Consider the following 21,342-nt stretch of genomic DNA (forward strand, 5'->3'; position numbering starts at 1 on the left):
GTTTTATGCTTTTTTTCTGTTTGATGCTCGCCACAACAGTTTCCCTTGCACAAAATGGTGCTAAAATCACTATTAAAAAGAATAGTATATCTGTGATTGAAGCACTGAAAGAAGTTGAAAAACAATCCGGTATGTCCGTAGGCTACAACGATTCCCAACTGAAAAACAAACCGGCCATCACCCTCAATATAGAGGCGGCTTCGTTGGAAAATGCGCTCGCTCAAATTCTCAAAGGTACAGGTTTCACCTATCAACTGAAAGAGAAATATATCATGATTATTCCGGAACAAAAGAAAGAAAGCAACCCGACCAAAAAGATCACCGGTAAGGTAGTTGATGAAAACAACGATCCCTTGATCGGAGTGAACATCAAAGTGGAAGGTACTGCCGCCGGATCTATCACAGACATCGACGGGAACTTCCTGATCGAAGCTTCCACCGGAAATACACTGACATTTACTTATATCGGTTATACTTCAGGAAGCATTAAAGTCACCAACCAGAATAATTACCGCATTCAACTGACAGCCGATACGCAACAGCTATCGGAAGTTGTAGTAACTGCTCTCGGCATCAAACGCGAGCAAAAAGCATTGAGCTACAACGTCCAGCAAATCGGAGCAGACAAGATGCCGGAAATAAAAGACGCCAACTTTATCAACAGTTTGAGCGGAAAGGCTGCCGGCGTTGTCATTAATGCTTCTTCTTCCGGTGTGGGAGGTGCCAGTAAAGTGGTGATGCGTGGTACAAAGTCTATCGAGCAAAGCAGTAATGCGCTATACGTCATTGACGGTATTCCGATGTATAACTTCGGCGGTGGAGGCGGTACTGAATTTGACTCCAAAGGTGCTACGGAAGCCATTGCGGATATTAATCCCGACGATATTGAAAGCATCTCTTTCCTGACAGGTGCGGCAGCCGCCGCAATGTATGGCAGCAACGCTGCCAACGGCGCTATTGTAGTGACTACCAAGCGGGGACAGATAGGAAAACTGTCGGCTACTTTCTCAAGCAGCATGGAATTTATGAACCCATTTGTATTGCCCAAGTTTCAGAATCGGTATGGAACCGGTACACGGGGCGATGCGGAAGGTTCTCCCATATTAAGTTGGGGGCCTAAACAGAATCCGGCCAACCAAACAGGATATGAACCCACCGACTTCTTTGATACGGGAGCGGCTTACAGCAACTCCATCACCCTCTCGACAGGTACGGACAAGAACCAAACGTTCTTTTCTGCCGCAGCAGTCAATTCAGAAGGGATGATTCCGAACAATAGGTACAACCGATATAATTTCACATTTCGCAACACGACTCATTTCCTGAATGACAAGATGAAATTGGATGTAGGAGCCAGTTATATCATACAAAATGACCGCAACATGACCAATCAGGGAGTTTATTCCAATCCATTGGTTTCGGCTTACCTGTTTCCACGCGGCGATGACTTTTCTCTAGTAAAAGCCTTCGAACGTTATGACGAAGCACGTAAAATCAATGTGGCTTACTGGCCGCAAGGTGAAGGGGATTTGCGTATGCAGAATCCTTACTGGATTGCTTACCGGAACGTCCGCACGAATGAGAAAAAGCGTTATATGCTGAATGCCGGACTGACATACGACATTTTGGACTGGCTGAATGTATCGGCACGTATCCGCGTGGATAACACCGACAATACTTATCAGCAAAAGCTATACGCAAGTACGATCTCTACACTGACCGAAGGTAGTACCCAGGAACATTACACCATCCAAAAGGTGAACGAGACACAGACGTATGCCGACTTCATGGTAAATATCAATAAACGCATTGACGACTTCACGGTAGTAGTCAATGCCGGTACTTCATTGAGCGACAACTCCAGTGATTTACTGGGTTACGGTGGTCCGATTCGCGACACGGGAGTGCCCAACGTATTCAATGTATTTGATTTGGACAATGCCAAGAAACGGGCAACACAGGAGGGTTGGGAAGAAATGACGCAGTCTATTTTTGCCAGTGCGGAAATAGGATGGAAAAGCATGCTGTACCTGACGTTGACCGGACGTAACGACTGGGCTTCCCAGTTGAAAGGCTCGAATCCTACTTCTTTCTTCTATCCATCGGTAGGTCTTTCGGCAGTAATCAGCGAAATGGTGACATTACCCAAAGCGATTGATTACCTGAAAGTACGTGGGTCATTCAGTTCTGTGGGTACCCCCTACCCGCGTTTTCTGGTACAACCGACTTACAGCTATGACCCTACCAAACAGGACTGGAACGCCAAAACCCATTATCCTATCGGCAAACTGAAACCGGAACGTACCGACTCCTGGGAAATAGGTGTGGACGGAACTTTCTTCAAGGATTTCAAAGTCAGTGGTTCATTCTACTATGCCAATACCTATAACCAGACATTCGACCCGAAAATCACCGTATCTTCCGGCTATTCGACTCTTTATGTGCAAACCGGTTATGTACGCAATCTCGGTGTCGAGGGGCTACTCTCTTACGGACATACATGGCGCGACTTCGGATGGAACAGTAACTTCACTTTCTCCTGGAATAAAAACAAAATTGTGGAGTTGGTTAAGGACTATGTGCATCCCGAAACCGGAGAAATCGTCAACAAAGACCGCCTTGAACTAAAAGGACTGGGATATACCAAATTTATCCTGAAAGAAGGAGGCACACTGGGAGACCTGTACACGAATGCCGACTTCATACGTGACGATAAAGGCTATATCCAGATAGACAAAAATGGGGATGTCGCCAAAACGGATAATCTACCTGACATCAAATTAGGCAGCGTATTTCCTAAAGCAAACCTGGCATGGAACAACAGCTTTTCTTACAAAGGTATTTATGCGGGATTCCAATTAAGCGCCCGCCTGGGAGGTATTGTTTATTCAGCCACACAGGCTGCTCTCGACCAATATGGCGTATCCGAAGCATCTGCTGCCGCCCGTGACCGTGGCGGAGTACTCGTCAACGGACGTAGCTGGGTGAACGCACAGCAGTATTACGAGATTGTAGCTACCTCAAGCGGGCTGCCGCAATATTATACATATAGTGCCACAAATCTGCGTTTGCAGGAAGCGCACATCGGATACACCATCCCCCGCAAATGGTTGGGTAATATCTGCGACATCAACGTCTCTGTAGTGGGACGTAACCTGTGGATGATTTATTGCAAAGCACCTTTCGACCCGGAAGCGATTGCCACAACAAGCAATTTCTATCAGGGAATCGACTACTTCATGATGCCCAGTACACGCAATTTTGGTTTTAATGTAAAGATTAACTTCTAAAACTATGAATACTCAAATGAAAGAATACAGAAAAGCAACCCTCCGACTGGCATACCTGCTAACGCTGATGCTATGGACGGGAAGTTGTATCGATATGGATATCAATCGTAATCCTTACGAGACAACGCAGGATGAACTGATGCGCGAAAACCATATCATCGGTTCGTCTCTAAAGAGCATGGAAGCATTGGTGGTCCCCACGCAAGAACATCTTTATCAATTTGTGGAAGCGATGTGCGGAGGAGCCTACGGGCGTTATTTTGGAGAGACGCGTGTGGGTTGGACTGAAAAATACTCGACTTATAATCCCAAGTCGGACTGGCTGAAGGCTTCGTTCTCCGATCCTATCTCGGAAATGTATCCTTCCTACCGGGATATTATCAACCGTACTAATGACCCCGTCGCACTGGCATTCGCCAAGATTCTGCGAGTCGCTATCATGCACCGGTCTACGGATATGTTCGGACCGATTCCCTATACCAAAGTATTGGGAGATAAAACGGAAGGTGACGGCCTTAGTGCTCCTTATGATTCTCAAGAGGAGGTTTATGTGGCTATGTTCAAGGAATTGGAAGAAGCAGATGAAGCTCTGAAGGAGAATCTCGGTCTAAGTGCGGAAGGATTTAAGAAACTGGATAATCTTTATTATGGAGATGTGCGGAAATGGTATAAATACCTTCACTCGTTACAGCTTCGCATGGCCATGCGTATCGTTTATGTGAAACCGGAACTGGCCAGGGAAATAGCCGAGAAAGCCGTAGCCGCAGGTGTGATAGAGAACAATGAGGACAACGCGCAACTGCATGTGGAGGAGAATCGTTCGGCTCTCTGTTTCAATGATTGGAAGGATTACCGGATAGCTGCGGAAATCGTTTCCTATATGCAGGGATATAACGATCCGCGTTTGGAAAAATACTTCACCCAGGGAAAGTATCAGGATGATACCGATTACTATGGGCTACGCATTGGTATTCTTCCCTCCAAAGTGACGGACGACGAGTTGATACAAACCTATTCCAACCGTTTGATGACTGCCAATGATACGTATATGTGGATGACTGCCGCCGAGGTCACGTTCCTTCGCGCCGAAGGTGCCCTGCGGGGATGGGCAATGAGCGGAGATGCCCAACAGCTATATGAGAAAGCGATCACCCTTTCCTTTGAGCAATGGGGCGCAAGCGGAGCAAGCGGATACTCCCAGAATAAAGCATTGGTGCCGGGGGCTTACAAAGACCCGAGAGGTACATACAGCGCCCAATCTCCGAGCAGCATCACCATTGCCTGGAACGAGGACAAGGAGAATACCCGTTTCGAAGAAAACCTGGAACGTATCATTACTCAAAAATGGATTGCCATGTTTCCTCTGGGCATTGAAGCCTGGTGCGAACATCGCCGCACAGGGTATCCTAAATTCCTTCCGATAATGGACAACAAGGGAGTGGGAATCACTAACCTGACACTGGGAATACGACGTCTCTCCTATCCTGCCGAAGAATATCAGCTGAATGCGGAAAATATGCTCGGTGCCCTGCGAAAGCTCAATGGAGAAGATAACGGCGCTACCCGCTTATGGTGGGACTGCAATCCGAATGTAAAATAATGTGGAACTTAAACCCAAGATACAATGAAACAGAATTCATTCATAAGTGTCATATTGACCGTAGCCTGCTCACTGATGTTCGTTGCCTGTAGCGACTGGACGGAACCGACACCGGTTGATTACAACCCTATATTTCCCGACGAACAAGACCCCAGCTTGCATGAAAAATACGAGCAAAGTCTGAAAGAATACAAAAACCGGAAGCATACGTTAATGTTAATACGTTTTGCCAACAATCCGGGTACGACATTGGGCGAACAGGATTTCTTGCGTTCCTTGCCCGATAGCGTAGATTTTGTGGTGCTGACCAACGCTGATAATCTGTCCGTTTATGATAAGGAAGACATATCCAAACTCAAACGGACCGGCACCAAATTTCTCTATTACAAGAATTTATCCGAATTCTACGACCAATGCGAAGAGACAGAAAACCTGGAAGAATTCAAAACGAAAATGAATGCGGCATTGAAAAACGGGGAGAGTGATGAATTTGACGGTTATTATGTGCAGTTTGGTCGTGCCGGAAGTATGATGCATGTCGATTTCTTCAATGAGGTAACGACGGCTATCCGGGAAAAACTTGCCGCTATCGGCGGTCCGAAAGCTAATAATGGAAAGTTGGTTTTCTTTGATGGCATCGTCACATTTACAGTGGATTATAGCGGAAGATACGAAGAGCCGTTCATCGATTTGGTAGACTATTTCGTGGATGGGCAAATTGTGTTGCTTGAAAGCTCACTCGAAATAAAACTGAATATGAGCCAACCTGTAGGTTTCTATGGGAAAATGCCCAAAGAGAAAGTGATAACGACAGCCACTCCTCCGACCGATGACGGTAAAACCGGTATCATCAGCCGGGAAGATTTGGATGTTATACAAACCTCGGAAGGGATGGCCTACATCATCAATCATTTCATCACAGGACTGGGTAACAATGGTCCGCTGGCAGGAGTTTCTATCTACAATGCCAATGAAGATTATCTCGCCACCGATGGGGTGACTAACTACCGCCGTATACGTGATGCTATCCAAAAACTGAACCCATCACCGATTAATTAATGAAAGGAGGAACTATGAAACGATATAAAATAATCATCTCTCTGGCTGCAATCATCTGCGGACTGATGATTGCCTGTGACAATACGGATTACAGCAATAAAGCACCATTCGACAACATGGTCTATATCAAGGAAGCCAGTAACAGCAATTCAGAAAGAGTGACTTTCCGAAATACGCTGAATGAACAGAAACGTGCCTTCAGCGCCAAGTTGACTTACCCGGCAGGAAAAGACATCGTAGTGAAGCTGAAAGCGGATCCCGGACTGATAAACGAATTCAATGCCCGGCACGGGACTGATTATGGAATGCTGGATAGTAAATATTATAACCTGTCGAACAGCGAACTGATTATCAAAGCCGAAAAGAGTGAATCATTGATTGATACGATCTATTTTAATAACCTGTTAGATCTGGAGATTGATAAAACTTATCTGGTTCCGCTCACCATCTCTGAAACGTCGGGTGGCGTTCATCTATTGAACGGTTCGAAAACATTGTTCTATCTGGTGCGCCGTTCAAGCGCTATCACGGTAGCCGCCAACCTGAAAGACAATTATCTGGAAGTGCCTACTTTCCTCAACGAAGAGAAAAATGCCTGTCTGAAAGAATTAGGTCAGATTACCATGGAAGCACTGGTATATGTAGAGGACTTTACATACAGCGGACCAAGCAATACGGCTGGTGCATCGGATATCAGTACGATCATGGGAGTAGAACAGCATTTCTTAATGCGTATAGGTGATACAAGTTTCCCACGCCAACAGTTGCAGATGCAGGGACCGGACGGAGTCAAATTCCCCGCCGCCGACAGGGCTAAGTCACTGAATGCAATGACATGGTATCATATAGCGCTGGTGTACAACGCCAAGGAACATTTTATTGCCTATTATGTGAACGGACAACTGCAAAGTCAGGATATCTCTTATGGAAAAGGAGCTACTGTGGATATCTGTGGAACGCCGGATTGCGAATTCCAGATAGGACGCTCTTATGAAGATGAGCTACGGCAACTCAACGGTAACATCGCAGAGATACGTATCTGGAACACTTGCCGTACGAAAGAGGAAATCTGGACGAATATGTATAAAGTGGAAGATCCTGAAAACGAAGAAAGCCTGCTTGCTTACTGGAAATTTAATGAAGGTGAGGGAAACATTGTCAAGGACCATTCGAAACACGGATTCGATGCAGTATCTGCCGAACCTCTTGTGTGGCCGACGGGAATCGAAATTCCACAAATCAACAAGTAATCATTCACTTTAAAGATAACCATGGACATGAAAAGAAATATAAACTTCAAAAATGTTCTCTGCATGGCTGCCATTACATTAGTAACCGGCATGCTAGGAGGCTGCGAAGATAATTCCATTGCCACTCCCGTAGGTAAATTACCTAACGAGACGGCTTTAGACAATAACTTTGGCATGCTAAAATGTGATATGACAACCAGTGACCTGGAAATCACCATGACCAATACCAAGACTCCCGATTTTGCATTCTTCTACCAAACGGTGAAGCCGGTGGCACAGGACACCCGAATCACAATGAAAATCGACCTCGACTTAGTAGACAAATACAATGAAGAACACGGTACGGAATACCGGAAAATGTCTACTATCAGCATTGAGGGCATCAGTAACAATGGTGCAATGACTATTAAGGCAGGAGATACAATGTCGGATACTATCATGGTACGCCTGAATCCGCTAGGCACATTGCATGATTATTCTTTGCTCCCTATTACCGTAGAACTACCGGAAGAAAGCGGAATTCGTCCGTCACGGGATAGTAATGAAATCTATTACAAGATTTATTATAAACGCTCTACTTATCCGTGGTTGAGCCCGATGAAGGCTGATATGAAAAAGTACAAGATGGTAGGGTTTATTGATGGCGAAAAAGTCAACGCCTCCATTGCCAAAGAATTTATCATGGTATTATATGATAATGAAACATTCGGTCCCGGACATTATGAGTTATGGGAAACGTCGTGGTATGCCTATTTATATGACATCATTAATGTGAATGCCGCAACACTGGGATATGCGAATGGAAAAGTGACTCTGAACCAATCAGCCAATTTCAAAAAGCAATTAAGCAATATGTCGTCACTCTCCAGCTATGGTATAAAGCGTTGCGTCACCCTTAAAGCAGAAGGGACCGGCTTGGGATTCTGCAACCTGACAGATGAGCAGATTACAGCCTTTGTAGCGGAAGTCAAGAAGCTCGCCAACTACCGTGTAGATGGCATTAATCTCATGGACGAAGGTGCCGAATATGGTATAAACGGACATCCGGCTGCCAATGCGACCTCGTATCCGAAGCTCATCAAAGCACTACGGGAATCTTTAGGCAAGACCAAACTGATTACAGTTACCATAACGGGTGATCCGGCCGGTTCACTAGCCTCCGAGGCTGCGGGTATCAGAGCAGGTGAATATATTGATTATGCCTGGACATGGGTAAATACCAAAATTATGAATCCATGGGAGGATAGCTCGATTGAAAAACCAATAGCAGGACTGGACAAATCTCAATATGGCGGTTTCAGCACCGACGAATATACGTTCGATTATGAAAATGACGAATCGTATCCGGAAACGTTACGAGAAAAGTTATATGACAAAGGTCTTGGCAAACTTTACATAATGCGTAATATCCCTTTCTGGTCGGACGCACTGGAAGCAACACCATATCATGCTAACATAAATGCAGGGGCAGCAGCCTTTTATAGAGTGGAAGGAGGCCATAAATATGAACCGGACATCAACTATTTGCATAATGGTAAATACAAGGATATGAAAGGGGATAAAAACTATTACGAGATGTAGAATTATCAATTAAACAGGGGAGGAAAAACAAATCCTTTCCTTACTAACAGGAGCTTATGCGCCTATTATCAGTAAAATAATATAACCGGAATTTTAACCATCTATTTGGTTAAAGTTCCGGTTTCACTATTTCCACCAAATATCATCAATTAAAATAATACAAAAACACAACACTTATCACCTACAAAACAACACCAAACAATAACAATACACCATTTGCCAATAACTCATCATTTATTTATTATACCAAATCATTACTTTTACTCCGCAAAAACAAACTATATTTCAATAAAGAAAATATGTTTACTTTACCTTAGGAATTACATATGAAAAAGCATATTGTGATACTGATAGCCCCAAAAGATTACAGTATCAAATACAAGATACGCCCACCACCGTCAAAGAATCTCTATTTAGTATTATATATTCAGAAAAAATGATCTATTAATTATTGTCACTTGGAGGAAATAGATATTCCTTAAAGAATGATTCAAGACGTAAGGATTTAAATCTGCATACGGAACTCGCTTTCTTAATATTGACCTTCAAAGAACAAATAATTTTGAGATTAGACTGTTTGAGTTTAGTAATGCCCTAAATCACACTCGTTGTGCATTTTCTCATCCCCCCTCAACTAAAAAGGAACAGAGGTATACAGTCCAAGTGACTTCAACAAAAAATAAATATGAAATACTTAATGATAACGTCACTATTTGTCTCTATTATAGATGCAAATATCTTTCACTAGTCTCACTTCTTCTTACTACTTACAGCCGGAGGAATTTCATTATATTGGCTCTTATCTCATTTTCTTACCCTCCATAAGGAAATCAAAATCTTAAAAGAAGAGCACCAATATTTCATGGATTCTTTTCAAAGCATTCGCAACCCTATCACACTCGTTCATACCCCTCTAAGAGCTGCTTGTGATGATAGTTGCCCCGAAGACATAAAGAAAATGTTATCACTAGTCATTCGTAATATAGACTGTCTTGATGAACACCTAACCAAATTAATGAATCTGCGACATCTGCTTATCTACTCCAAACAGATGGATATTGCCGAATATGAACTGGGAAACTTCATTAATAACAGAGTCCATTCATTGAAAAATTTCGCTACGGACAAGCGGATTAAGTTAGAAATAAAAACAGAGTTTAATTATGCCAGCGTTTGGTTCGATCAAAGTAAAATCTCTCCCATCATTGATAAATTCATAAAAAACGCAATAGAACATTCGAAACCTGAAGATAAAAGGATTATCTTTTCAATTTCTTCTAATTCCGAACACTGGGAACTTAAAACGTTCGATACCAACAAGGGCAAATTGCTAACATGTTATAGGCACCAAAAGTATCACTTGATTAAACCTAAACATAAATCAGGGTTCAAATATGCATTTGCCAAAAGTGTACTCTGCAAAAAATTAATGAAACTATGTGATGGGAATATTCTTATCAATCATTCAACCCACACTGTCTCACTAAGATTTCCTACAACAAATTCAGAAAGAAAGGTATCCGGATATAATATCATACACTCCGCAAAAAAGTCGGAAGAAAGAAAGACTGATACTTCATTGGGTAAGATTGCTCATAAAAAAAGTTCAATCAAGCCTACTGTTGTTCTCGCTGACAGTAATGAAGAATTCAAGTCTTATTTGGAAGAATGTTTATCAAAGGATTTTGATGTGAAAAGTTTCGGGAATGGCTCTGAAGCTTTAGAATGTATAAAAGAGAAATATCCTGATTTAGTGATTTGCGACCTTATGCTGCATGGAATGTATGGCTATGAACTGTCATCAAGACTAAAGACATCAGGAGAAACATCCGTTATTCCTATCATCCTTTACGGTTCACGTATAGATATAGGACAACGCAACAAAAGAGAAAGTTCCCTGGCCGACATCTTTTTATATGTGCCTTTCCACATCGAAGATTTAAAGATAGAAATGAATGTACTTATCAAAAACAACCGTTCTCTAAGAAGATCATTCTTGCAGACAGTTTTCGGAAAGCAGTTCTTGGAAAAGGAAGAAGAGAAAGTTTTAGATGATAGTAATTACACATTCATCAATCAAGTAAAAGAATTTATTCTAAAAAATATAGATAAGGAAAATCTGACGATAGATGAAATTGCCTCTGAACTGTATATGAGCAGAACTGCTTTCTTTAATAAATGGAAAGCACTGACGGGAGAAGCACCGAAGTATTTTATTTATCGTATTCGTATGGAAAAAGCACGTGAGTTATTGGAGAGTGGAAAATACTCTGTCCAGGTTATTCCTGAAATGATTGGATTGAAAAATCTTAAGAATTTCCGCCATAAATACAAAGAGTATTTCGGGATAACTCCAAGCAAGTCCATTACGAAAAAGCTATAAAATAAAAAGAATCTTTTATAATTGAAGATCCCATGAACAGGGATCTTCATGGCAATACTCATATAAAAAAAATATTCTATTTTTATTTCCTTATGCAGTATTTCACAAGTACCGGCATTTACTTTATGTACGTACACCTTAATTTTGAAAATTAATAATCTAATTAAAAACAGTATGAAAATTATAACTGAAATAAAAAAAGCTTGTTGTTTTAATCGTTTTGCTTTCTTAGTAATGTCATTAGGCCTGATAGCCACTTTTACAGCATGTAGTAGTGATGACGATTCTGATATTCCCGTATATTCACTTAAAGATGTGGAAGGTAATTATTCCGGTAATATGCTAACAGAAACTGCTCCATCCGTCAATCCACAAAACTATTCCTCCAAAGAAGAACAGCCGCAAGGAGCCACAGTTACCGCTGAAGTTAAGGACAATCAGATTATGATAAAAAAACTTCCGGTAGATGATCTGATTAAAAGTATTGTCGGTGAAGAAATAGGCGAAATTATCATTGAGACTTTGGGTGATATCAATTACAACATTCCTTATACTGCAGCCTTTAATGATGATAGCAAAGGCTCCATTCTACTTCAATTAAAACCTGAACCTTTGGAAATAAAATACACGATCCCTACCCAAGTACAAACAGAGGGAGAGGAAGCTCCTCAAATTACTGTAAAAGTAACCATAGAAGCGGAAGAAAAGGGTCAATATACATATAAAGATAAAAAACTCACCTTTGTAATCAAAGCCACCCAAGTGGAAGTAGAAGGAGAGCCGCTTGAAAACTTTTCGGTTACCACATTCAGTTTCGACATGGTCAAAAAGTAACTGATCGGATAAACTTTCCCAACGTATTTTCATTATGATGGGAATTACCTCGAAAAAGAGTATGCCTGCACACAGCGCGCATACTCTTTTTTTATACCTTTGCGAAATAACGTGCGATATGAAAATGACTACAACTGAAAACATCCGGAAAGAATTACAAGCATTAGCAGATTCCAAATATCAGGAATTTCATTCTTCCCTCCTCCCGGGAGCAAACAACATTCTCGGCGTACGCATCCCCCAACTGCGGACAATGGCCAAAGAAATTATTAAGAAAGAAGACTGGCGTACATTTGTCAAATCAACCGATACGATTTATTATGAAGAAACAATGCTTCAGGGAATGATTATCGGACTGGCAAAAATGGAACTTGAAGAACAAATGAAATACGTAACGATGTTCATTCCCCGTATAGATAATTGGGCTGTATGCGACATATTCTGCAGTGAACTGAAAACTTCTGTGAAAAAAGGAAAAGAAAACGTATGGCAATTTATCCAACCCTATCTGAAATCCTCTAAAGAATTTGAAATACGTTTCGGAATTGTGATGCTTTTCCATTATGTAGATGACGCGCATATCGATTCGTTACTGAAATATGCCGACTCATTCAATCATGATGCATATTATGCACGCATGGCTATGGCATGGATGATATCATTGTGTTTTATCAAATTTCCCCAAAAGACAATGGAGTATCTGAAACATAGCACACTGGATAACTGGACTTACAACAAGGCACTGCAAAAAACAATTGAGTCATTCCGGGTAGATAAGGACACCAAGGACATTCTCCGAGAAATGAAAAGACGATAAATACCAAGCACGGCGAACATCCTGCCATCAGCATTCTGTTCACCGTGCTTCTTATTTCTTACCGTAGATACCGCTTTTATTTTCCACCTAATTTATTTTTTGTTTGCAATCCGGAGAAACACTAATTCCTCCTGACCTTTTTCCTTCTGCTTCTACGTCTTTGTTGTTTCTGACGATTATAACGCTGCCACTTCTTATAAATCATCCAACCACTCATCAATGCAACAACGACGAAAATAAGAATAGTGATACCCACTCCCAAATTATCTCCTTTAATACGCGACCAAATATCAAGAACTTCTTTTGTCTTATCGCCAAAATCACGAATCATGGCACATCGTTCCACCACCTTACGATCCGGATATTGTATTTTATCAATCTGCACGCTGTCTGCACCCGGTCCGAAAAAGTAACTTAAATCGGAATAATAATGAAGAGTGGTGTCTATCTTCTCTTCCAGTATTTCGGGAGTAGCTATGGAACTTACATATCCGCAGAAATCCATATTCCGCAAGGCTATATCCGGACGACACATAAAGTTGATAAAATAACTAGCCGCTTCCGGATTCCTGGCATATTTCGGGATCACCCAACCGTCATACCAGATATTACTTCCTTCTTCGGGAACTTCATAATCCAAATCCACTCCTACCGCATTGGCCTCTTCAATCGCCCAGATTGCATCACCGCTCCAAGTCATATTCAGCCAAGCTTTATTTTTCGTCATCATTTCCTTGCCAAAGTCCGCTTCCCAGCCAGCAATGTTCGGTTTCAAGGCTTTTAAGTATTTTTCAGCCAACTCCATCGCACGTGGAGAATAGTCGTTCATCAACTCTTCCACTGTTACCGTTCCCTCCTTCAGTTCCTTTGCATGCGCATAAATCACGGCTGTTCCATAAGCATCACGATAACTATCCTTCATCAGGATCTTTCCGGCATACTTTTTATTCCAAAGGCAATCCCAGGACAGGGCTACCGAATCGGGCACATAAGCCCGGTTATACAGAATACCTGCCGTCCCCCACATATAACATACAGCATAGCGGCTGGCTTTTTCACCCGGCTGACTCAATTTATTAATCTGCTTACGAATAAATGGAGCCACATTATTCATGTAATTGGGAGAATGTGCGAAATTCGTGTCGATAGGTAGCAACAAATGCTTCTTCAGCATACGCTCGATGATGTATTCCGAAGGACAAACAACATCAAAATCTTCATGCCCCTTTTCAATTTTCGTCAACATGATTTCGTTGATATCGAATGTCTGGTAAACGATACGGATATTCTCACCGGTCTGTTCTTTATAATATGCCTGGAAATCCTCAAGTACACCTTCGCCGATGTAATCCGCCCAGTTGTAGATTTTAAGAACCCGCTCACGAGGTTCACCGGAATTATAACACCCGGTCAAAGCCAATAAGAGCAGGATAGCAGGAATTATTCTTTTCATATTATTTACGTAGTAGCACATTTGATAGTCTATTAATCTTTTTTCTTCGTTTTTCCTGCCCGGTAATTGATTACAACCAATAACGCCAGTACCACGACAAAAATGATAGCCGAAAGCGGGCGAAGTTCCGGGGTCAAACCTCCCTTGCGGGCATCGGCGTAGATATAAGTAGAAAGCGTTTCCAAACCTTGATTACCGATAGTGAATACAGTTACGGCAAAATCATCAATGGATAGTGTCAGTGCAAGCATAAAGCCGCTAATCATTCCCGGACGAATCTCCGGAATTATGACTTTCCACAAGGCCTGCATAGGAGTAGCTCCTAAATCGAGGGCAGCTTCATAAATATTCGGATTCATCTGCTTCAAACGGGGCAATACACTTAAAACAACGTACGGGGTACAAAAAGTAATATGAGCAAGCACTACGGTTGTGTAGCCTTGTGTGATCCCCAGAGATACAAACAAAAGGAACAAGGATATACCGGTGATAATATCACCATTCAGAATAGGAATGCTGTTCACAAATCCGATCGCTTTGCGTGAACGGGCTTTCAGATTGAATATACCGATAGCAGCGATGCTTCCTAATAACGTAGATGCTGTTGCAGCCAATAGAGCGATAGTGATTGTATTAATCAATGCATTCATCAAAGAATGATGAGCACCGGTAGTGAATAACGAAGAATAAAGTTTGGTAGAAAATCCCGTCCAGTTACCCAACACTTTCGCCTCTGTAAATGAGTAGATCACAATAATCACGATCGGAGAATAAAGCAAGAGCAGCAATATCCACAAATAAGTCTGTGCAAATATCTTCTTTACCATAGCCCGCCTCCTTCATTTGAGTTTTCCTTATCATCGGTGCTGAACAGGGAAGTAGCAGCTATCAATAGCAACATAATGAGCGAAAGTGCCGCTCCATAGTTCCACATACTGTTATTGATATTTTCCTGAATCGTCGTACCAAAGAGTTTGATGTTATTCATCGTCAGCAACTCGGCAATGGCAAATGTTGATATGGTCGGCATGAACACCATCATGATACCACTCATCACCCCCGGCATGGAAAGCGGAAGGACTGCTTTCAGAAAGACTTGCACAGGATTGGCTCCCAAGTCTTGCGCCGCCTCGATATAGCTATGATCCATCTTCTGCAAAGTATTGTAGATAGGATAAATCATGAAAGGGATAAAGTTGTATACCATACCGAATATCAACGCTCCCTCGCCCAACGGCACACTGAAAAAGTCGAATAAGGCAACAGTGGCAAGGGTACGCACCAGAATATTTACCCACATCGGCAAAATAAACAGTACGACCATCGTCTTGGAACGGTTCAGCTTGCTGTTACTCAATATCCAGGCAGCAGGATAACCCAATAAAATACAAACAAGGGTGGTAATAATGGCAATACCAATCGAATAGACAAAGGTATTGATTGCTTCGGGATGTTCGAAGAACTTCTGAAAATTGGCGAGTGTCAAATGGCCGCTATCATCGGTAAAGGCATATACGACAATTAAGAACAACGGTATAATCACAAAGATCGCCGAAAAAATAATGTAAGGGAGAGTCCAACTCTTACGTGATGACAAAAAGACTATAAACCTCTTATTCACTTCCTTTCCTGTTAATCGGTTATTTTAACTATACGAATAGCATCTGGAGGGATGGTAATACCTACACGGTCACCGTCATCCCATACATCGTTCGTATCTACAAATACATTCTCGTCCCAATCTGACAATACAGTCAGATGATAATGGTCACCCTTGTAAAGGATGAATTTCACCTCGCCCGTCAGCGTTCCGTCTTCTTCATTATCCTGAAGAATCACTTTTTCAAAGTCTACTTCCACTTTGACATTCGTATCGAAAGCGATTCCTTCCACCGGAACACATTCAAAGTTACAGCCCAGGAATTCCACATGAGTAGCATCCAGCAATTTTCCTTCGAACGTATTGCAAACACGCTCTTTCTTCATGATATGGATATCGAAAGGCTTTACTAACAGACCGACTTCCGCCCCTACTTCAAAATGGTGGTAATCCTGCACCAGAAATTCATATCCACCGCACATCACCGTCATTTCATAATGCACCCCTTTAAAAATAGAAGTCTCCACCACTCCTACCAACTGTGCCATTTCCGAAACAGGGAAAATATAAAGATCCTCCGGACGGATGACTACGTCTACGGGAACATTCTCGCCAAATCCTTCATCCACACATTCAAACTCCGTACCGCAGAAACGTACGAGTTTATCATGAATCATGGTACCGTTGAGGATATTACTTTCTCCGATAAAGTCTGCTACAAAAGCATTGATAGGTTCATTATAAATATCAATCGGCGTACCGATCTGCTGAATCTTTCCCTCACTCATCACGACAATCGTATCACTTAGCGTAAGTGCCTCTTCCTGGTCGTGAGTGACATAAACAAACGTAATTCCCAAAGATTTATGCATTTCTTTGAGCTCCATTTGCATATCCTTACGCATTTTCAGATCGAGCGCTGCCAGCGGTTCATCCAACAACAACACTTCCGGCTCATTCACGATGGCGCGGGCAATAGCTACACGTTGTTGCTGACCACCGGAAAGAGAATCCACATCGCGGTATTCATAATCCGTCATGCCTACCATTTTCAAAGCAGCTTTCACCTTCTTCTCAATGGTCTGTTTCGGTGTTTTTTTCAGTTTCAGGCCGAAAGCGATGTTATCATACACATTCAAGTGCGGGAACAAGGCATATTTCTGAAATACCGTATTCACCGGACGCTTATGGGGAGGAGTTTGTGTTATTTCCATCCCCGAAATTCGGATTTCGCCTTCCGAAGCTGTCTGAAAACCAGCAATGAGACGCAACAACGTGGTTTTACCGCAACCGGAAGGACCAAGGATAGTCACAAACTCGCCCTTTTTCACGTTCAGAGTCACATCATCCAATGCTGTTTTATCGCCAAAGTACTTCGATACATGGCTCACCTCAATGATGGATTTATCTTCTTGCATATTCATACTAAAGTTTGGGCTGCAAAGGTACACATTTCTGCGGTTTCCACCTACGTGTTAATCTAATATAACAGTGTTTTTCGATGCCCGACAGAAAAAAAATCTATCTTTGCATAAATATTTATTCACCAATTTTACAAAAGCATGAAAAAGTTTACTTATTTAGTTATTGCAACGGCAGCGTTAAGCATGGTAGCTTGTACTGGCGGAAAAGCCGGATACACTATTACAGGCACAGTAGAAGGTGCAAGCGATGGTGACACCGTTTATCTTCAGGAAGCCAATGGTAGAAATCTGACCAAACTAGATACAGCCGTTATCACCAAAGGTACTTTTACCTTTGAAGGCACACAAGACTCTGTGGTTAGCCGTTATGTCACTTGTGAAGTGAACGGAGAACCGTTGATGATCGACTTCTTCCTGGAAAACGGAAAAATCAACGTTGCCCTGACCAAGGATAATGACGCTGTTACCGGTACTCCCAACAACGATGCATACCAGGAAATCAGAGCTCAAATCAATGACATCAGCAAAAAAATGAATGCCATTTATGAGGCAATGGGTAATACATCTTTAAGTGATGAGCAGAAAGAGGCCAAACAAAAAGAAGGTGCTCAGCTGGAAGAACAATATGACAAAGCAATCAAAGAAGGCGTACAAAAGAATATCACCAACCCGGTTGGAGTATTCTTGTTTAAACAAACTTTCTACAATAACTCTACGGACGAAAATGAAGCTTTGTTGCAACAAATTCCTGCGAATTTCCAGAATGACGAAACAATCGTAAGAATCAAAGAGATGACTGACAAGCAGAAAAAGACTGCTGTAGGTACTCAATTTGTTGATTTCGAAATGCAGACTCCGGAAGGAAAGACAGTGAAATTGTCTGATTATGTAGGCAAAGGAAAAGTGGTATTGGTTGACTTCTGGGCTAGCTGGTGCGGTCCTTGCCGTCGCGAAATGCCTAACCTGGTAGAAACATACGCTAAGTACAAAGGCAAAAACTTCGAAATCGTAGGTGTATCTCTCGATCAGGATGGTGCTGCATGGAAAGAAGCAATCAAGAAACTAGACATGACTTGGCCGCAAATGTCCGACCTGAAATTCTGGCAAAGTGAAGGTGCACAGCTTTATGCTGTAAACAGCATTCCTCACACTGTATTGATCGATGGTAGCGGTAAGATTATTGCTCGCGGTCTGCACGGAGAAGAACTTCAAGCTAAAATTGCAGAAGCTGTTAAATAACAGATCCAAAGAAAGGCTTTTCCAAAGGCCTTGAAATTTATACAAGACTGTCTCAAATAGAAAATGAGACAGTCTTTTTTATTTGCGAGACTTTACGCCCCACTCTCCAAACAGATAAAAAATTCAGCCCCTGTCATTCTCAAAGAATACAGGGGCTGAATGTATGTATGAAAGTGAGGGAGATATACTCCCCTACTTTTACTCAAGCAATTAGATAAACCAACGTACGTAGCAGAAGTCCTGACGGTGTGGAAGTTCCGGATTCTTCGGGAACATACGGTAAGACACCTTGAAACTACCTGCATTTGACAAGCTGTGTTTAACCTGGAATGTATACAAGTCGCCTTCTTTCTTGACTACACTGAACGGTTCTACAGAATAAACATGTTGTTTTCCGTCTGCAGTTGTGTAAGTAGTAACCAATTCAAGTCCCACTGCATCATTCAAGCCTTTTTCATCGATAACGTAAGTAATAGTATATTCTTTTCCGCTTTCGATATCACCATTCTTCAGCTCTTCTACCTTGTCACAAGATACGATTTCAATAGAATCCCATTTAGCAACCACATCTTCTTTCCAAGCTGCGATTTCTTTTGCTTTTGCATTATCGTTAGCAGCCAAAGTCTGGAAACGTTTTGCCAGTTTGCAATAGAACTTGCTATAGTAATCATCCAACTGACGCTTCATGGTATAATGAGGAGCAATCTGTGCGATAGAATTCTTCACCACTTTGATCCAGCCTTCAGAATATCCCTTCTTATTACGTGCATAATACAACGGAAGGATTTCAGTTTCAAGAATACTGTAAATAGTAGCAGCATCCAGCTGATCCTGATGTTCCTGATTCTGGTAAGTACGTTTTTCAGTCAACGCCCAACCTGCACCTTCACGGTAACCTTCCAGCCACCATCCGTCTAATACGGAGAAATTGACAACACCGTTCATCAAAGCTTTTTCACCAGATGTACCGGATGCTTCCAACGGACGAGTCGGAGTATTCAACCAGATATCAACGCCGGAAACCAGACGACGAGCCAGTTGCATATCGTAATTCTCGAGGAAGATAATCTTACCCAGGAATTCCGGACGACGAGAGATTTCAATGATACGCTTAATCAAGCCCTGGCCTGCTCCATCGTGCGGGTGAGCTTTACCTGTAAACAGGAATTGTACCGGATAATCAGGATTGTTCACGATCTTAGAAAGACGATCCAAGTCGGTGAACAGCAAGTGTGCACGTTTGTAAGTAGCAAAACGACGGCCGAAACCAATCAGCAATGCGTTCGGATTGATCTTATCCATCAGTGAAACGATACGAGAAGGATCTCCCTGGTTCTTCAACCATGTATCGCGGAATGACTTACGGATATAGTCAACCAACTTATTCTTCATAGTCATACGAGTCTTCCAAATCTCTTCATCGGGCACATTGTAGATAGCTTCCCAAATCTTAGGATTAGACTGATCGAACCAGAAGTTTTCGTTGAAATATTTAAAGTATAATTCTTTCCATTCTGTTGCACTCCAAGTTGGGAAGTGAACACCATTCGTTACATATCCTACGTGGCTTTCTTCCGGGAAATAACCTTTCCAGATAGAAGAGAACATTTCTTGAGAAACTTTTCCGTGCAGCCAGCTTACACCGTTCACTTCCTGTGAAGTGTTACAAGCAAAAACAGACATACAGAAACGTTCGCCCTTGTCGCCCGGATTGTTACGTCCTAGATCCATCAAGTCATCCCATGAGATACCCATTCTGGAAGGATAACCACCCATATATTTGCCGAACAAACCTTCGTCAAAATAGTCGTGACCTGCAGGCACCGGAGTATGAACAGTATAAAGAGAAGAAGCGCGAACCAACTCAATAGCCTGGTCGAAAGTCAATCCAGTAGCTACATAGTCGCAGATACGCTGAACATTAATCAATGCAGCATGTCCTTCATTACAGTGATAAACATCTTTCTTGATACCCAGAGCTTTCAGAGTCAGGATACCACCGATACCCAACAAGATTTCCTGTTTCAAACGGTTTTCCCAGTCGCCACCATAAAGCTGGTGAGTGATAGGACGGTCGAATTCGCTGTTCATTTCATTGTCTGTGTCAAGCAGATACAAAGAAATACGTCCAACATTCACACGCCACACGTTTGCATGAACATAATAATCAAGATAAGGAACATCTACCACCAACGGCTGACCGTGGGCATCCATTACGCGTTCAATAGGAAGTTGACCGAAGTTTTGTGCCTCGTAGTTGGCAATCTGCTGTCCATCCATAGACAACGTTTGAGTAAAGTAGCCGTAACGATACAAGAAACCTACCGCACACAAATCAACATTGCTGTCGGAAGCCTCTTTCAGATAGTCACCAGCCAATACGCCCAGACCACCGGAATATATTTTCAGGACGCTGCTCAAGCCATATTCCATGCTGAAATAAGCTATAGATGGGCGTTGCTCATCCGGCTTCACATCCATGTAATCTCTGAATTTCGTATAAACTTCATTCATTCTTCTTAGAATCACCTTGTCTTTTGCCAGCGCTTCCAGCTTCTCATAGCTCATACGTTCCAACAACAGTACTGGATTCTGTCCACATTCTTTCCATAGTTCCGGATCTAGATCTCTAAACAGTTCAGTCGCTTCAAAATTCCATGCCCACCAAATGTTGCGTGCGATTTCAGACAACTTCTCCAACTCTTCCGGTATACGTGATTTCACAGTAACCTCTTTCCAGTTGGGAGTATTCACATTACTAACTTTGATTTTCATAATGTTTTCGTTTACTTATTGATAAATAATTTCTTTC

The 21,342-nt window shown here is 42.2% G+C and carries 13 protein-coding genes and 1 pseudogene; 9 read left to right on the top strand and 5 right to left on the bottom strand.

Annotated elements, in window-relative coordinates; genetic code table 11:
- Window positions 1-5 precede the first annotated feature (5 nt).
- The 8 genes and pseudogenes from CJF29_RS14660 (at window position 6) to CJF29_RS14695 (ending at window position 12,814) form a co-directional block, all read left to right on the top strand.
- The gene (locus CJF29_RS14660; RefSeq protein WP_074559280.1) at window positions 6-3,290 is read left to right on the top strand and encodes a TonB-dependent receptor; all 3,285 of its coding nucleotides are present in this window, start codon (window positions 6-8) and stop codon (window positions 3,288-3,290) included.
- A 16-nt stretch (window positions 3,291-3,306) separates the two neighbouring features.
- The gene (locus tag CJF29_RS14665) at window positions 3,307-4,890 is read left to right on the top strand and encodes a RagB/SusD family nutrient uptake outer membrane protein (protein ID WP_032846870.1); all 1,584 of its coding nucleotides are present in this window, start codon (window positions 3,307-3,309) and stop codon (window positions 4,888-4,890) included.
- Between the two features lie 24 nt (window positions 4,891-4,914).
- Window positions 4,915-5,949, top strand: coding sequence for a glycoside hydrolase family 18 (locus tag CJF29_RS14670; protein ID WP_032852978.1), 1,035 nt, complete (start codon window positions 4,915-4,917; stop codon window positions 5,947-5,949).
- Between the two features lie 14 nt (window positions 5,950-5,963).
- Window positions 5,964-7,199, top strand: a complete 1,236-nt coding sequence (locus tag CJF29_RS14675) for a DUF1735 and LamG domain-containing protein (RefSeq protein ID WP_099147249.1) — start codon at window positions 5,964-5,966, stop codon at window positions 7,197-7,199.
- 27 nt (window positions 7,200-7,226) lie between these two features.
- The gene (locus CJF29_RS14680; RefSeq protein ID WP_255299412.1) at window positions 7,227-8,780 is read left to right on the top strand and encodes a BT_3987 domain-containing protein; all 1,554 of its coding nucleotides are present in this window, start codon (window positions 7,227-7,229) and stop codon (window positions 8,778-8,780) included.
- Between the two features lie 685 nt (window positions 8,781-9,465).
- Window positions 9,466-11,163: pseudogene (locus CJF29_RS14685) on the top strand (helix-turn-helix domain-containing protein).
- Window positions 11,164-11,337: 174 nt separating this feature from the next.
- Window positions 11,338-11,997 carry a DUF4840 domain-containing protein gene (locus CJF29_RS14690; protein WP_074559278.1) on the top strand — a complete coding sequence of 220 codons (660 nt, stop codon included), beginning with the start codon at window positions 11,338-11,340 and terminating at the stop codon, window positions 11,995-11,997.
- A 124-nt stretch (window positions 11,998-12,121) separates the two neighbouring features.
- On the top strand, window positions 12,122-12,814 hold the full coding sequence (locus tag CJF29_RS14695; protein WP_176553166.1) for a DNA alkylation repair protein: 693 nt from the start codon (window positions 12,122-12,124) through the stop codon (window positions 12,812-12,814).
- A gap of 121 nt (window positions 12,815-12,935) precedes the next feature.
- Here the strand turns inward: CJF29_RS14695 and CJF29_RS14700 are convergent, their stop codons facing one another.
- From CJF29_RS14700 to potA, 4 genes are read right to left on the bottom strand one after another with little or no spacing between them, the layout of a single operon-like run.
- Window positions 12,936-14,267: an ABC transporter substrate-binding protein gene (locus CJF29_RS14700; RefSeq protein ID WP_008776543.1), complete on the bottom strand. Its 1,332-nt coding sequence runs from the start codon at window positions 14,265-14,267 to the stop codon at window positions 12,936-12,938.
- A gap of 32 nt (window positions 14,268-14,299) precedes the next feature.
- Entirely contained in the window at window positions 14,300-15,094 is a 795-nt protein-coding gene (locus CJF29_RS14705) for an ABC transporter permease (RefSeq protein ID WP_004297655.1), read from the bottom strand.
- Window positions 15,088-15,888 (bottom strand): ABC transporter permease, encoded by an 801-nt coding sequence (locus tag CJF29_RS14710; RefSeq protein ID WP_004308090.1) that lies wholly within the window; start codon window positions 15,886-15,888, stop codon window positions 15,088-15,090. Before CJF29_RS14710 ends, CJF29_RS14705 begins: the two co-directional genes overlap by 7 nt.
- A gap of 11 nt (window positions 15,889-15,899) precedes the next feature.
- Entirely contained in the window at window positions 15,900-17,291 is a 1,392-nt protein-coding gene (potA, locus tag CJF29_RS14715) for a polyamine ABC transporter ATP-binding protein (protein WP_099147245.1), read from the bottom strand.
- 138 nt (window positions 17,292-17,429) lie between these two features.
- On the opposite strand from potA, the gene CJF29_RS14720 reads away from it, so the two are divergent.
- Window positions 17,430-18,530, top strand: a complete 1,101-nt coding sequence (locus tag CJF29_RS14720; protein ID WP_074559277.1) for a TlpA disulfide reductase family protein — start codon at window positions 17,430-17,432, stop codon at window positions 18,528-18,530.
- Between the two features lie 210 nt (window positions 18,531-18,740).
- On the opposite strand, the gene CJF29_RS14725 is transcribed toward CJF29_RS14720, so the two are convergent.
- The gene (locus tag CJF29_RS14725) at window positions 18,741-21,305 is read right to left on the bottom strand and encodes a glycosyltransferase family 1 protein (protein ID WP_074559276.1); all 2,565 of its coding nucleotides are present in this window, start codon (window positions 21,303-21,305) and stop codon (window positions 18,741-18,743) included.
- Window positions 21,306-21,342 lie beyond the last annotated feature (37 nt).

Origin of the sequence: Bacteroides celer, from assembly GCF_002632415.2 — a bacterium.
In the GTDB taxonomy this organism is placed as follows: domain Bacteria; phylum Bacteroidota; class Bacteroidia; order Bacteroidales; family Bacteroidaceae; genus Bacteroides.